Raw genomic sequence first — 16175 nt, 5'->3', positions numbered from 1 at the left:
AATGAATATCTTATTAACTAAAAAAACAAAGGAGTTTTTATAATATGAATAATTTAAAAAAATTAATAAAAGAAATTATTTTTCTAATTATTTGGGTCGTAATTATTGGTACTCCTACTTATTTTATAAAAAAAGATCAGGATAAAGCATTACACCAAAGTTTTAGAGAATTGTATGAAAGTTTTGAACGATTAGAAAAAACATTAGATTAAGATATAAAATAATTTAATAATGGATTTGTTATCATATTCAAAATTTATATAAATTAGATAAAATATGTGATCTATCAGGGAAAAAAACAGTCACAAAACAAAAATAATTTTGATTTGTTTTTTAAAAAAAACAATAATAAAGCTTTTATTATTATTACTTTTTTACCAAATGAATTAGAAAAGATAAGATTTAGATATATCTTTATGTCTTTTAAAAAAAAGATCAACTAAGAAAGTTGATCTTAATCATTATTAACTTAGATTTTAATACTTTTGAGATGTATTATAATTAAACACTGTGAAAACTATAAGATTTCCATTTTTTGAATCAATAAATCAATATTTAAATAATATAATTGATAGATTACGGAGTGTTCAGTTTTAATGATTTGTAAGCTAGGTTTACGGATTACATTGTTTCGCCTATTAGGTATTTGTGGCTTATTCTTAGAATTATTTGGTATAATAATTGCCTTTACTAACTATACTTTGTCGTAACCCGCTTTTAAGAACTACTGTAATTTGTTATTGTTTTCTTTAAGAAACCGTTCTTAACTCTTTAGTGTTTATTTGCCATTGATTATTGGTTAGAAAACACGATATTTAAATTTTTTTGACACTTACTTAAATCATATAGTATTTTATAATAAATATTTTTATATTTTTCTAAGTCAATTATTTTTATTTTTGAATTTTGTATTTGCTCTTTTTTTGCTTGTATTATCTTCTTCATGTCATCATTTTTTTGTTTAAATTCTTGAAGCTGTTGTTCGTCTATCATCAAAGAAGCTTTTTTAAAAGAATAAATTTTATGTTTCATTAATATTTGTTTTTTTTGATCTAATTCTGTTGTAATCTGATCTATTTTTTTATTAAAAACTTTTTTTAAATTTTTATAATGATGCAATTCCTTATTTAAAATTAAATAATCTTTCTGATGTAAATTTAATTTATTATTAATTTTTTTAATTTCATTTTGATATTTTAAATAAATTTTTTTTATAAAGTTTAATAAATTATGATACTTATTTAAAATTTTTAAATTATCTTCTTTTTTAGATTCAGATTTTGGTTGTTTTTGGAGTGTTTTAAAAATATGAGTTAAGTTATTATTTTTGAGATTATTGAATATTAAAAAGTTATTTTTATTAATAATTAAAATATAATAGAATATTAAAATAGAAATAAGCAATAAAAATATTATTAATATTTTTTTATTTATCTTTTTATTCATTTGTTAGATTATTTAATTTCTAATTAAAATTTATTTTTATTAAAAATTTTAACATAAAAAAAATAAAATAATTTATATTTAGGTTTTTAAAAAACCACGTCAAATTTAAAAAACGTGTAATTTAATTACATATTCATAAATAATTAAATATCAGGTATTATGCCGCAAAAAAATCCTAGTTATACCTGTGCCCATTGCGTTACGCAAAACAACAATAAATCAAAATATGTTAAATTTGATTAATTAATCATGAATGAATATTTATTAAATTCAATTTAATAACTATTTTTATTTAATATTTTCTTGTTAAAGTTATATAATGGTAATATATTCAAAATTTCAGATTTGATAATAGTCTTACTATATTATCAGAAAGTTTAAGAAATTCATGAATAAAAAAGTTTTTTGCCAAAAAAATTACTGATATGATTGTTATTTTGTTGTTAGTAATAACAATTATAGTAGTAATGATCATTGTGATTAATCAAGTTTATAATAAAGCAATAAAACCAAAAAACTTCCTCATTTTATTCAAAAAAAAATCTTAGCTTTTAAAATATCCGCAACAATAGTTACAAAAACTTAAAAAATCAAAGATTATAACATAATTATTAAACCTAAAATTACTACTGCTAGATTAGAACTAATTAAAACTTATCGTTTTACAAAATCTGATAACCATCCTTCTTTATTATCTGATTTATTAACAAGAGTACACAAAGACATTCCTAAAATAAAATCAAATCGGCACAATTATTTAGATTTATCTAAAAAAAACAACTTTATTAATCGATACTAAGATAAATTTAATGAATATCAAATTTTGATTCTATCTCGAATAGATGAATTAAAATAAACAACATTATCGTTAGAACAACAACGAGAAGCAAAACAACAAAGCATTGATAAATTAAAACGATTTGATATAAAAGATAATAAGGGAAAAAATTCCCAAATTAAAGATAAAGTTAACGCAATAATTGACGAAATTGAAAAAATTAAAATTAACTTAAAATTAATTATATTTTTTTATATAAAGTTAACAAAAATGTTCAAATTTATTAAATTTAATATAAATACTATTAATTAAGAGAAAGAATGCGTCTAGTATAATATTGTTATTTACAATCTAAATTAATTTTATTATATCCAATTATATAAATTAAAATAAAAAGACCTTCGAAAAAAGACTTTTTAATTGAATTTATTTTGGAGATTTAATTAAAAAATAAAATGTATACTTATTTTTGATTTAAAAAATAATATAAAAATATTTTCATTATAAATTATTTTATTTAATTATTATTAAGTTAAAGTGAAACTAATTTTAAAAAGGTTATTTAGATAAATTATTTTATTTTTTTAATAATATAATTTTTTTTAGTTTAGATTCTAATTCTATTTGTTCTAAATTTATTTCATTTATATTTTGTTTAAGAGTATATAATTTATTCGTTAATAAAGATTTTTGAAATCTTAAAAAATTTTGAGAAACGTTAATATTAGATTTATTTTTAATTTTTAAATTAGATAATAATGCTTGTTTTATCATATCTATTTCTTTTGATATTTCAGTTTTTTTTATTGATAAGTTATCTATTTTTGCTCTTAAAATTTCGATTTTTTTTTCTGAAGCATCGAATAATATTTCTGAAGAATCTGTTTTTTTAACTTCTGAATAAATTTGACCGGCATAAACTAAATTAGACTTACGATTATGTATCAATATTAAAAGTAAAAAAATTATACACAAACAAATTAAATTAAATATTATATTTATTTTAATTTTTGTCGAATTTAATTTCATATTTTTCGAAAAAACTTTCTAATTGAATATATAAATAATTTATAAATTTTTTTAATTAATATTTAAAAATTTTTAATATAATAAAATTTGTTTAGTTTTAAAAAACCAATATTCTATATTTTTTTAAATTTAATCAATATTATAATTTTTTTTATATTTTAATTTAATCCAAATAATAACAACTTTAATAGGTTTATAATAATAAAAACTAAATTAATAACATTGAATTAATAATATAAAATATTAAATCATAATACATCTACATTATATAATTTAAAACTAAAAATAATAAATAAATAATATTACTGTTACATTAATTATTATAATTTATTTTTTGATTTTAAAAATATATCATATTTATTAATTATTTTTGTTTTTTGTTATAAAGTTAATTTTGTCTTGATTTTTATCAAAAATAAGTGAATATGGTTGATGTGTTTATAAATTAGTTTTATATTAAATTGATGAATTGTATTATTTATTTTTATTAATCGATAATAAAAATGTGAAATATATATTTTATTTATTCGATATCAATTAGATAATTTTTACTAAATTTCGATTAGCGATATCAAAATTCCAATATTAATTAAAATAATAATCATTTATTTTAATATTTAAATTAATATAAATTATTAATTTTATTATTATATTAAAGTTATATTGTATGAAATTATTTAAAATTTAAAATTAATTTTTTAATTTTATAATTAAAATTAAAAATTTTAATTTTTTTCAAAATAATTGTATTTTATTTGATAAAATTTTATCGGAAATAAATTGTTTTTCAAAAAAGAGGTTAAAAATGAATTTTTATGTTAATAAAAACAAATTATTGAATATTTTTTTAATTTTTTGGATATTTTTAGTTTGTGTGTTTTACATAAATATTAAAAATAATCAAGTTTTTGCTATAAAAGTGATACATCCAAACAGTATTTTTAAATTAAAAACAATCAGAAAAATAATTGTTTTAAAGTTAAACGATGAGATTCAAAAGCATGAATCGATAACCCTAAAAAATATAAAAAAATCCGAAATAATTGAAAAAAAATCTTTATTAAATGCAAAAAAATTAAAAATAAAAAAATATGATTTTTTAAATCATTTAGCATCTATAAAAATAGAATAAATAATATTGTGAATTAAAATTTTTTATAAAAAAAATTATTTATTTTATAAAATTTAAAAATTTTTTAATATTTTGAATATTCTTTTGTAGTAACAATTATATTTTCGTAATATTTTTTAAATTAAAAAATTTTTGATAAATTAAAAAATAAAAGTTATTTTTATTTATCAACAATTTTATTAATTTTAATAAATTTAAAGTTATTAATTAATAACATTTCATTATTGATTAATATTTATTGTTGTTTATTTTATATAAATTTTCAAATATATAAAGTCTTTTTGATTATATGGATTATTTTATATTTGAAATTAAAATTTACCAATTAAAACAAAAAAATTAATCAAATATGAAAAAATAATTTTTATATAGTTTAGAAAGATCATTAATATTTATGAATAAATTAAAATTTTTCCAAAAAAAACAGATTATTATAATTATATTACTATTGTTGATAATGGCAATTATCATTAGTTTTTATAAAAAAATGGATAATGTTGGTAAGGAAAAAATATTATCTACTTCTGTAGAGAAAAAGTCTAAGCATGATGAAGAGCCAAAAAACAAAAAACTCACACCTTCTATTTTGCTTAATCAAAAACAAACTTTAATTAATGAATTAGAATCGGAAAAATATGCCGATTTTCAATTTAAAATTACATTATTAAATTCTCAAAAAGAAGAATTACAACAAAAAATAAATAATAAAAAAAACTTAATTAAAGAAAATAAGTTTATGACAAGAAATCAATCATTTAAACTAAGATGTAAACAGAAAAAATGGGCAGAGCAAATAGTCAAAATCGAAGCTGAAATTAAAAATTATGAAGATCAATGTAAAAGATTAATTGAATATTCAGAAAAAAATTAAAAATTATCAAGAAGAATCAAAAGAATAAAGCAAAGATCAAACACAAATATACAAAATACAAATAGTTTATCATTTAAACGCTTTATATGGGATTATCCTTTTAATAATTAAATAATAAAACTATTAAGAAATGCGAAATTAAAAAAATAATTAAAATTTTCGAAAATTACTTAATAAAACAACAATTCTTTATTATATAAAATATTTATATTATCATTGTTTAATATTAGGTTGATTAATCGATTACTTAAGGCGCCAAAGAGGCCTAAATATCGAGTGGTGATTGAACCAATCACCAGTGCGATAAATACTGACAGGCTAAGAACGGTTCCTTAAAGGAAACAATAAGGAATTACAGCAGTTTTTAAAAAGCGGGTTGCGATGAAGCAGTTAGTCAAGAAGATACCGCCACCGAATGATCCTGTATGGAAAGCCTAAAAAGGCCTAAGAAGCTAAGATGTAATAAGCTAACCTGTCGTAAACTACTATAAACGAGCAGTCCAGAGGCCAAACAATACATTTGGATCCGTATGACAGTTTATCAATTAAAACCTGGAATCTCACTGCTTTCTTATATAATGGTGGTTTCCTTCTTATGAATATGTCGACATTTAGAAAAATTTGAATTCCTAGCAGTTAGTTACAAACACCATACGAAAGGTTACAGCTCAAGGATAAAGCGATTTTTAAATGGAGGAGTAAAACTTAATTTGGTCGCCTCCCGTAAGATGTTGCCAACGACCTTTATAGGGCGTAGTCATATCAAGATAACTAATGTAGCGGACACTCAAATTAGTGCTCAAAAGAAGATAAATTATAAGCCGGATGCTTGGAAACTTGCTTTTCCGGTTGTTTTAGATATCAAAATACCAATTTTGATGTTGAAAACGCAAATATTCTATCCATATAATCTTATTAATAATTGAAAAATTTTATTAATTTGTCTTTCTTGATATGGAATAATTTGTTTATAAAGTTTTTTCCATTATTTTAAAAAAGATCAACTTTAAAATTGATCTTTTTAGATTTATTGGCAGATTTACTAAAATATTATTAGAATTACAGCGTAATTTATCTAATATTTTATATATTACCTTTTTAATAATATAAATAATTTCTATATAAAATTTTTATAACTCTTTTGCATTTAATAATAACCGGTTTATTCAATAAAATTAAAAAAATTTTTAAATATTAAATTAAATCATGAAATTATATTATGTTAAAATTAACAGTTAATCAATTTAAAAAAAGTACTTAATATTATAGAGAAATATTTCTTTTTAATATAATCAAATAAATACTAATATTAAATAAAATAAAATATTTATTTTTTAACAAAGTAAAAAGTAATTTGATATAGTTGAACATGATATAAATTTTAGTTCAAAATTATTCACAATATTTAATTATCTTATTTAAAAAAACAAAAAAGATCAACTAAGAAAGTTATCTTGACTGTAATACAAATTATTAATTGTAATACTTTGGGGGCGCAGTGCAAAGTCATTATTATTTATTAGTGACAAGATTCCAATTTTCGCTGATAAACCATCCCATACAAATCAAGTATATTAATAGACTATAGACTGTTCGCTTATATTAATTGCGATAGGTTAGCTTATTACATTTTTAGTTTATTGGGTCGTTTCAGATCGCCCGAATCATTCAGCAGGCATCATCTTCTTGAATAACTACTTCGTCGCAAACTGCTTTTAAAAGTTAATTCTAAAATTATATTTTTGATTCAATTTATTATTTAAAATTAATTAATTATATATTAAAGAATAAACTAAATAATTGTTTTCGATTATCAGCCATTTGAATATCTTGTATTAACTTATCTGATATGAAGAAATATATGATGTTTGCATATTGTTACAAATCGAAACATTTTTTGATTCTATGTCAGAATATTCTTGGTCTAATTGTTTTATTTGTATTAAATTAAGTTCTAAATTAATTAATTTAATTTGTTGTTGTTTTAATTGCAATTGTTGATGTTATTTGTTCGTTTATTTGTCTTAACTGGATTAAACAAATTAGATAATTGAGCATGTTCTGTATTTTCTAAAGAATTAATAATTATTTGATTTAATTGATTTGCTTGAAAATAAATTTGTAATGGTCGTTATAATTTGTATAATAATTAGGGCGCATTATAATATGTTAAATTGTTATTCATGGCTGTGCAGAGTTCTTATTCGTATTATAACAAAACAATAATCCTGCAAAAATAAAAACAATAAATTAGCTTAAATAAAAAGTTTTTTTGTTTTAAATAAAGCGACTTTTTAGTAGTCGGAGGAGTAAAACTTAATTTGGAATAATTAAGTTAATCGCCCTCCCAAGATAAAGGTTAACGACCTTTATAGGGCAAAAGAAGTCAGTATAATTTATTGCAACTAATGAAGTGGACACCAAATTAGTGCTCAAAAGAAGATAAATTATGGCAAGCCGGATGCTTGGAAACTTGCTTTTCCGGTTGTTTGTAATAGATATCAAAAATACCAATTTTGATGTTGAAACGCAAATATTCTATCCATATAATCTTATTAATAATTGAAAAATTTTATTAATTTCGTCTTTCTTGATATGGAATTAACTTTGTTTATAAAGTTTTTTCCGATTATCTTTAAAAAAAGATCAACTTTAAAATTGATCTTTTTTGTTTATTGGCAGATTAATAAAATATTATTAGAATTACAGCGTAATTTATCTAATATTTTATATATTACCTTTTTAATAATATAAAATAATTTCTATATAAAATTTTTATAACTCTTTTTGCATTTATAATAATAACCGGTTTATTCAATAAAATTAAAAAAAAATTTTTAAATATTAAATTAAATCATGAAATTATATTATTATGTTAAAATTAACAGTTAATCAATTTAAAAATAATGTTATTAATTTTATATTTGTTATTTCTGTTTATTAATAAAAATAATTATAATAATAAATAATGATTATTAAAATAATATTCGCTTTAACATTTATCATATAAATAAAAGTATATCTTATATATCTTCTATAAGTTGTCTTTAAATAAATTTTTGTATTAGCAAAAATTTAAAAACTACAAAAATTTTAAATCAAAAATATATCAAATTAAATGATTTACTTTTAAATGTAAAGAAGTAATATATAAAATAATTCGAAATCGGATTCAAGAGTATTATATATTCATGTATATTTTCCTGATAAACATAAAAATAAATTAATTGAAACTTTTATAATAATCTTTTTAATTAAAATATTATATAATATTAAAATTTATTGTTCATATATTATTGTTTATTAATATAAATAAAACTTTAATTTTTATTATTTTAGATTAATTAATAAGATCAATTTTTCATTAATAAAATTATTAATTATTTAAAAATATTATTAAAAATAGGTACAATTATATTGTAGGTATTATTTATTATTAAAATTAATTAAGGAAAATTAATAAAAATATGATTTATTTAAAACAAAAAAACTTTTTATTTAAAACTAATTTATTGTTTTTATTTTTTGCAGGATTATTGTTTTATTATAATACGAATAAGAATATTATTTTAGCCATGAATAACAATTTAACATATTATAATGCGCCTAATTATTATACAAATTATAACGACCCATTACAAAATTTATTTTTCCAAGCAAATCAATTAAATCAAATAATTAGTAATTCTTTAGAAAATACAGAACATGCTCAATTATCTAATTTATTTAATCAATTAAGACAAATAAACGAACAAATAATAACTTATCAACAATTGCAATTAAAACAACAACAAATTAAATTAATTAATTTAGAACTTAATTTAATACAAATAAAACAATTAGACCAAGAATATTCTGACATGAATCAAAAAATGTTTTCGATTTGTAACAATATGCAAACATCATATATTTCTTCATATCAGATAGGATTATTACAAGATATTCAAATGAAAATGGCTGATAATCGAAAACAATTATTTAGTTTATTCTTTAATATATTATAATTAATTAATTTTAAATAATAAATTGAATCAAAAATATAAATTTTAGAATTAACTTTTAAAAGCAGTTTGCGACGAAGTAGTTATTCAAGAAGATGATGCCGCCACTGAATGATTCTGAGGGCAAATCTGAAACGACTTAATAAACTAAGAAAATGTAATAAGCTAACCTATATCGCAAATTAATATAAGCGAACAGTCTATAGTCTATTAATATACTTGATTTGTATGGGATGGTTTATCAGCGAAAATCTGGAATCTTGTCACTAATAAATAATAATGACTTTGCACTGCGCCCCCCAAAAGTATTACAATTAATAATTTGTTAATTATGATCAAGATCAACTTTCTTAGTTGATCTTTTTTTGTTTTTTTTAAATAAGATAATTAAAAATGACATTAGGAACAATTTTTGAACTAAAAAATTTATATCATGTTCAACTATATCAAAATTACTTTTTACTTTGTTAAAAATAAATAATTTTATTTTATTTAATATTAGTATTTATTTGATTAATTATATTAAAAAGAGAAATATTTCTCTATAATATTAAGTACTTTTTTTTAAAGTCATGATATAAAATCTTTTTGGAATATGATATAAATAAATTGGATTATGATTAAATTTTTTTCATTTCAATAGCAAAAATATGATGAGATTAATATTGATTAAATTAAAAAAATAAAATAAAAGTAAATCGATTTAAGAATTTATATTTTATTTTAAAACAATTCAATTAAAAAAATAAATATTATATTAAAATTTTTTTCCAAAAAATTATTATTTTGCAATTTAAAAAAGAATATTATATTTTAAAATTATTCTAAAAAAATTATTAAATAGTTATTAAGTATATTTTATATTCAATCATAAAAATATTCATTTGTGTCTCGGATAATCAAAGACATAAATAAAAAAAATAAACAAAAACAAAAAAATTGAAGTTCAATAAAATAAAATATTTATTCATCAAAGAAGATATAAAAATAAAAATATGACTGGTTAAACGTTTATTATTTCTGAAAATAGAATAAGTTTAAAATGAAAAATAAATGAATCAATAATTTTTAATTTAGCGTTTAATTAATATAATTGTATAATAAAGATTGAGTGTAAACTTAAAAAACATTTAATAAAAAATAATATATATTAAAATAAAAAAATTATCGTTTTTTAACTAAAATTAAATTTTATTTTCTAGTTTTTTAATTAACGTTTTTTGTTATTTATAATTTGTTAGAAATATAATATATTAAAAAATTTTTATTATATAATGATTTACTTAAAATAATATTATTTGTTTAAAAAAATTTTTAAAATTTATTATTATTTTTTTGAAATAGGGAAGCCAATTATGAGTAATAAATATTATTTTTTTTGTCCAATTAATTTTCTTAATAAACGATCCTCATTTGAGGATTAAAATAAGATAAAAAAGAGGTTTTTTTAATTAAATGATTAAGTTAAAACAACAATTATTTTTATTACCATCATTTTTATTTATTTTTTTAGGATTATTATTGATAGCTAATCAGAATCAAGTTATAGCTATGTATTCGGATAATTCTGAAACAATTGATCAAAATCTAAGTGAAAAACATTTAAGTATTGATGAACAGATATTAAAAATTAAAAATTTAATTGATATAAATAAACAACAAATAATATTTATAGAACAAAAAATAAAAAAATTACCAGACGAAAATATTCAAGGTAATATACTTTATAAATTAAACCAAAATTTACTACAATTAATGGAGTTTACTATAAATCATAATAAAGCTTTACAAATAATAATCATAGAACAAGAAATAAAAAAATTATCCGACGAAAAGGTTAAAAAGAATATACTTTTTGAATTAAATCAAAATTTACTACAATTAATTGAGCTTACTACAAATCATAATAAAGCTTTAGTCATGAATTCGAATAATTTTGAAAAAAGTGATTCAAATTTAATTGAAAATAATCCAACTAATGAAGAAAAAATATTAAAAATTCAAAATACTATTCATAAAATAAGATATCGTATGATAGAAATTGAACAAGAAATACAAACATTACCAGATGGTAACGATAAAAAAAATATTCTTTGTGAATTATATGAAAATTTAATACAATTAATCAATTATAATGAACAAGAAATGAAAATGCAAACAATTTTATCAGAATTAGGATTCATAAAATGAAAAAATATTAAAATCTTTTTTTAATTATCAATCAAAAAAACCTGGAATCTCGCCATTAGTAAATGAAGTTAATACCAGAATTACAAGAAATATTCATTTCACATTTAAATTCAAATTATAACAATTTATATAATGCAATTACCGAAGAAATGATTATAGATTTAAACAATAAAATTAAGGATTTAAAATGATATGATTTTGTTATTGAAAAAATAGCTCAAAAATCAAAAAACCAACTTGATTTAAAATTGTATCATCCAGCATTAAATTTTTCTATTCAGGCAAAATTCAAGGAAAAATTAAATTTAAAATTAACAAATTTAGAATTAGATGATTTAATTAATGAAACAGTTCTAAGATTAAAGAAAAAACATCGATTTACAATATGATAGTGATGATTCAGAGCTTATTATAGAAAAAGAAAATGATACGATTATCAATGAATTAAAAGAAAAAATTAATGCGCACATAAAAGATGATTTAATATTACATAATTTCATTAAACAATATTCATTTATAAATATTGAAGTACAAAGTATTTACGAAGAACTTTGAAAATAATTAATAAAATATTGTTGTTAATATTATAAAAAAACATATTTATTAATCCAAATACTCCCTTGCAGGAGGGAGTTTTTGGTGAGATAAATTTTTTTATTTATAACTTTTTTGATTTATATTATTATAAAGATTTTAGGGTATTAAAGAGGCCTAAATATCATGTTATTTTATTAATAAATTTGTGTAATAAAAAAATAAAGGAGTATGTATAAATAGTGGATTTTGTAAAAAATATTTTAAAAAATACTTTGTTAATGGCCCAAATTAGCGCAGCTATGTTAGGTTTTAAAACTATAGATTTGTTCCAGAATGAAGTAAATGCCAAATTAGCACCTTTAAAACAAGCATTAAAATTATCTTATACAAAAAGAAAATTAAACGAAACTTTGGAAATAATTAATTTATCTCCTCGTGAAATATATATAATATTAAATGAATTAAATAAAGAAGATATAAATAATTTATCACCGAAACAAATATATCAAATATTAAAAACACAAACAAAAGACAAAATGTTAAATGTATCTGAGGAATGGGAAAATATAAATAATATTATAAATAATGCTGATTATGAAACTATAAAGAAACTTCATTTGATTTTTGTTAAATATAAACTTTATAATGATGAAAAAATACTATTAAATGAAATTTTGCGAATTATAAATTTATCGCCGCAACAAATATATATAGTATTTAATAAAAACAATATAGATAATTTATCATTACAAAAAAAAGATGAAATGTTAAATTTAAGTACCGACTATAAAATGTCTGAAAATATAGATAATATAAATTGGGAAACAATAAATGATATTATAAATGATGCTGATTTTGAAACTATAAAACAATGGAATTTAAGATTTAGTAGATATTATTACAATAATTTATACCAAAAAAATAATATATTTAATAATTAAAGCAAGAATCTCTTATACAAAGAGAGTATATTATAATGAAGTTGATGCCCCCCCTCCTCAATATTTAGTCATTGTGATATCATTAACCAAATTATAATATTAAGAAATTATTTTTTATTTGTATCGGAGGATATATTTTTATTTATACACTTCAACTTAATATTTTTTTAAATAACTATTTGCATTTTAGAAAGTTAAAAAAATTTCATTTTGTAAAAGGATATAGTTAACTCATTAAATTATTATAAATAAGTTTATAAATTATAAATCAATTAAATAGAATCGTTATCATGACAAAACAGATTTAAATCAACAGATCGCCAAAAAAGATCAAGAAATACATGATTTAACTCAAAAAAAATACTTTAGAAACTGACAAAAATAATTTAGAAACTGCTAAAAATAAAGTCATCGGGGATCGGGAACAAATCATTACAATTAGTAGATATCCAAGCTATCTCGGATTTAACTGAAGCTAAAAAAACTTCTGAATCTTATGCAACAAAATAAAAATATATTTTACAAAAGAATGTTAAAAAAAACATATTTCTATAATAAAATATCTGAACAACAATTAACTTTTTCTAAAAAAATTATTAACTTAATTAAACAATATTTAAAAAATCTTTATTTGATTAATAATCAAATATGGAAATTATTATTCCAACAATATAGTAGAATGTACTTCATAATTATTTTATGCGTAATAAATATTTTATTTTACTTCTTATTAATTAAGAATTTTAAATCATATTAATGATAATAATAAAAAATTCTAAACAAGATTAATTTATTATATTTTGTGATTTATTAAATATTAACTTCATGTTGTCAATAGTTAAATTGTTTACTTATTATTCTTTTCTTATACTGTTGAATATCATAAATTTGTTGATTTTTGCAAACATTCTTTCTTCGAAGACGCTAATACACCGCGAAATGATGTGAGAAATATGAAACATAAAATAAAATAGAACCTCCGCCGAGGTTCTATTTTTCTTTTTCACCACGAAATTTGTTAGAATTGAACATAAAAAAAAATCGAAACCAACCAACTTATAGAAAAAACAAACCAACACAAGTTAGCTAAGATTAATTTAGCAAAAAGTAAAAAATGAACAAAGAAAATTTATATTTATTTTAATGTATTTTCTTTTTACAAATCTTCAAATAAAATTTTTTTTATTTTTATTGTGGTTTCAATATTTATAACAACATAAAAAAACATTTATATTAAAAATATATTAACAAAAAAAGACCCTTCAGAAAGGGTCTTAAACAAAAATAATAGTTTATTTTAATTTTTATTTTTTAGAATCATCAGGCTTTTTAGAAGAAGAACCTTTTTTTTTAGACTTAAGCGCTTCTTCTTGTAAGATTTTTAATGTTTGCGAATCTGATAACATTTGAATAATTTTATTTCGATCTTCTTCAGAATAATTTTCAAGAGTATTGTATAATTCATAATATTGTGATATATCTTTTTTAGTTGTTTTTTCTTGTTTTTCAGAGGAAGCGATTTTTTTACCTTTATCATTTTTTTCGGGAGCGGCTATAACTGGATTAATATTAATTAACAGGAATAATCCTAAAAAACTCATTAAAAATAATGGTAAAAAATATAATTTATTTTTTATTTGCATCATTTTAGCTTATAACTCCTTTTTTTTATTTATCCCTTAGCTGAGGTAATTTCGTAGAGTTCGTTTAATTGAGAATAAATTAAATTTTTATATTGTTTTTCGGATCTTTCATATCCTTTTTCTAAATCTTTTTTTTAATTTTTCAGCACGATTTAACATATCTTGGTAGTATTTTTGGTCTGTTTCTAAATTTTTGATTTGAACTTTTATTTTGCCAATTTCGTTAACTATTTCCGAAATTTCATTTGGAAGTTTGTCGATTTTATCTTCGTTAGCTTTCCTATCAATCTTTAATCTATTAACTTCTTGGTGTCTTTCGTCTCGTTGTTTCTCTAGTTTTTGTTGTTGTGGTTTTAAAGATTCTATTTGAGGTTGAAGAGAATTTAATTGCGATTGGTATTCATCACATTTATTTTGATATTCGTTAATTTCATCTTTTTTTCATTTAAATAACCTAAATCCAATCCCCAACTCTTTTTAAGTTTATTAATTTCGTTCTCTTTCTGATAAATCAGATGGTAATAAAGTAGGATTAATAGGTTCAAAAAAGATAATTTTTAATTTGTTCTAAACGAGCAGCAGTTGTTTGAATTTTAGGGATTGGTGGTTCTTCCAGAGAACGTTTTGTCCTAGGAGAAGTGGGGGATTACTTCAGAAGGTAATGAATCTGATAATGATTCTGGTGAAGACGCTAAGGTTGTTTCTTTTTGATTTTGAAATCAGAAATAACAAAAAACAAGTCCGAAAATGATAAGAAGGAATATAAAAAAAACCATTTTTTTCCAAAAAATTTGATTTATTCATTGTTAGAATAACCTTTCTTAATAATAGTGATAATTATTATATTTAATTATCACTATTATACAGTTTTATTAATAAAATGATTAAATAAAATAATTATTAATTTGTTAAACTAATGATTTCAGGAATTTTGCCAATTCGTTTTGCTTGTAGTCGTTGTTGTGCACGAGCGTAATTTGGATTTTTTTGTTTTAATTGTTCTTTTATAATATTCACGTTTTCTCTTTTAGTTTCTAATTTTTCTTCTAATTTGGCTTTGTCTTCATATAATTTGTCAGTGTCGGAAACTTTATCTCTTTCTTTTTCTAATTTTTTGGCGATGGTTCCATATTCATCAATCCAAGTTACAAATTATTTTTTTATACTTTCATTTAATTTTTCAGAGTTTTTCCATTCATTCTTTAAATTATCTTGGTTAAGACGAAGTTTATGATCATCTTTTTTTCTTTTCGTAATCTTTGTAGTCGGCATCGAGTTTGGCTAAATCACGGTTAATGTCTTTACTATACATTTCTAAATCTTCTTTGGTAATCATTTTTGGATGTTCATTGTTTTCGTTAATTGTTTCTATAAACATGTGATATAAACGGTGGCCTTCGCGAAGAACTAAAGTAGTTTTTGACATACCTTGGACGAATTTACATGTAAAAGTAACTGATTTTCCTATAACTTTCAGACCAAATTTAGCTGGGAATAAGTCAGTAAATTTATCAAAAGCTTTAAAACCCCATTTAACCACATTTCCTAATGATAATTCGTTCTCTTTTTTCATAAATTAGCGCATGATTATACATTTCTTGATATTT

At 19.6% G+C, this 16175-nt stretch carries 13 protein-coding genes; 8 read left to right on the top strand and 5 right to left on the bottom strand.

Annotation, left to right across the window (positions count from 1 at the left end):
* The first annotated feature begins 44 nt into the window (after positions 1-44).
* A complete protein-coding gene (locus tag KHD59_RS00780; protein WP_213680369.1) occupies positions 45-212 on the top strand; it encodes a hypothetical protein in 168 nt (55 codons plus the stop codon).
* A 580-nt stretch (positions 213-792) separates the two neighbouring features.
* On the opposite strand, the gene KHD59_RS00775 is transcribed toward KHD59_RS00780, so the two are convergent.
* Both KHD59_RS00775 and KHD59_RS00770 read right to left on the bottom strand, forming a co-directional pair.
* Entirely contained in the window at positions 793-1446 is a 654-nt protein-coding gene (locus KHD59_RS00775; protein ID WP_193622123.1) for an effector, read from the bottom strand.
* Positions 1447-2800: 1354 nt separating this feature from the next.
* Positions 2801-3253: an effector protein gene (locus tag KHD59_RS00770; RefSeq protein WP_193622122.1), complete on the bottom strand. Its 453-nt coding sequence runs from the start codon at positions 3251-3253 to the stop codon at positions 2801-2803.
* 805 nt (positions 3254-4058) lie between these two features.
* Between KHD59_RS00770 and KHD59_RS00765 the strand changes: the two genes are divergently transcribed.
* From KHD59_RS00765 to KHD59_RS00755, 3 genes are all read left to right on the top strand, one after another.
* Positions 4059-4385, top strand: a complete 327-nt coding sequence (locus KHD59_RS00765) for a hypothetical protein (protein WP_193622222.1) — start codon at positions 4059-4061, stop codon at positions 4383-4385.
* Between the two features lie 394 nt (positions 4386-4779).
* Positions 4780-5256, top strand: coding sequence for a hypothetical protein (locus KHD59_RS00760; RefSeq protein ID WP_193622223.1), 477 nt, complete (start codon positions 4780-4782; stop codon positions 5254-5256).
* 728 nt (positions 5257-5984) lie between these two features.
* Positions 5985-6182, top strand: a complete 198-nt coding sequence (locus KHD59_RS00755) for a hypothetical protein (protein WP_213680368.1) — start codon at positions 5985-5987, stop codon at positions 6180-6182.
* 909 nt (positions 6183-7091) lie between these two features.
* Here the strand turns inward: KHD59_RS00755 and KHD59_RS00750 are convergent.
* Positions 7092-7250 (bottom strand): hypothetical protein, encoded by a 159-nt coding sequence (locus KHD59_RS00750; RefSeq protein WP_213680367.1) that lies wholly within the window; start codon positions 7248-7250, stop codon positions 7092-7094.
* A 1473-nt stretch (positions 7251-8723) separates the two neighbouring features.
* Between KHD59_RS00750 and KHD59_RS00745 the strand changes: the two genes are divergently transcribed.
* From KHD59_RS00745 to KHD59_RS00735, 4 genes are all read left to right on the top strand, one after another.
* On the top strand, positions 8724-9260 hold the full coding sequence (locus KHD59_RS00745) for a hypothetical protein (protein ID WP_213680366.1): 537 nt from the start codon (positions 8724-8726) through the stop codon (positions 9258-9260).
* Between the two features lie 1452 nt (positions 9261-10712).
* Positions 10713-11447, top strand: coding sequence for an SVM family protein (locus KHD59_RS00740; protein ID WP_213680365.1), 735 nt, complete (start codon positions 10713-10715; stop codon positions 11445-11447).
* A gap of 62 nt (positions 11448-11509) precedes the next feature.
* The gene (locus KHD59_RS02495; RefSeq protein ID WP_255884533.1) at positions 11510-11638 is read left to right on the top strand and encodes a hypothetical protein; all 129 of its coding nucleotides are present in this window, start codon (positions 11510-11512) and stop codon (positions 11636-11638) included.
* 585 nt (positions 11639-12223) lie between these two features.
* Positions 12224-12925, top strand: coding sequence for a hypothetical protein (locus KHD59_RS00735; RefSeq protein ID WP_193622185.1), 702 nt, complete (start codon positions 12224-12226; stop codon positions 12923-12925).
* 1304 nt (positions 12926-14229) lie between these two features.
* Here the strand turns inward: KHD59_RS00735 and KHD59_RS00730 are convergent.
* Both KHD59_RS00730 and KHD59_RS00720 read right to left on the bottom strand, forming a co-directional pair.
* Positions 14230-14571 carry an SVM family protein gene (locus KHD59_RS00730; protein ID WP_004994795.1) on the bottom strand — a complete coding sequence of 114 codons (342 nt, stop codon included), beginning with the start codon at positions 14569-14571 and terminating at the stop codon, positions 14230-14232.
* Between the two features lie 1231 nt (positions 14572-15802).
* A complete protein-coding gene (locus KHD59_RS00720; protein WP_238120207.1) occupies positions 15803-16141 on the bottom strand; it encodes a hypothetical protein in 339 nt (112 codons plus the stop codon).
* Positions 16142-16175: the final 34 nt, after the last annotated feature.

The sequence above is a fragment of the Sesame phyllody phytoplasma genome (assembly GCF_018390775.2).
GTDB lineage: Bacteria > Bacillota_I > Bacilli_A > Acholeplasmatales > Acholeplasmataceae > Phytoplasma > Phytoplasma australasiaticum.
Note: the sequence above shows the minus strand (reverse complement) of the source record. Positions and strands in the feature narration are given on the sequence as shown.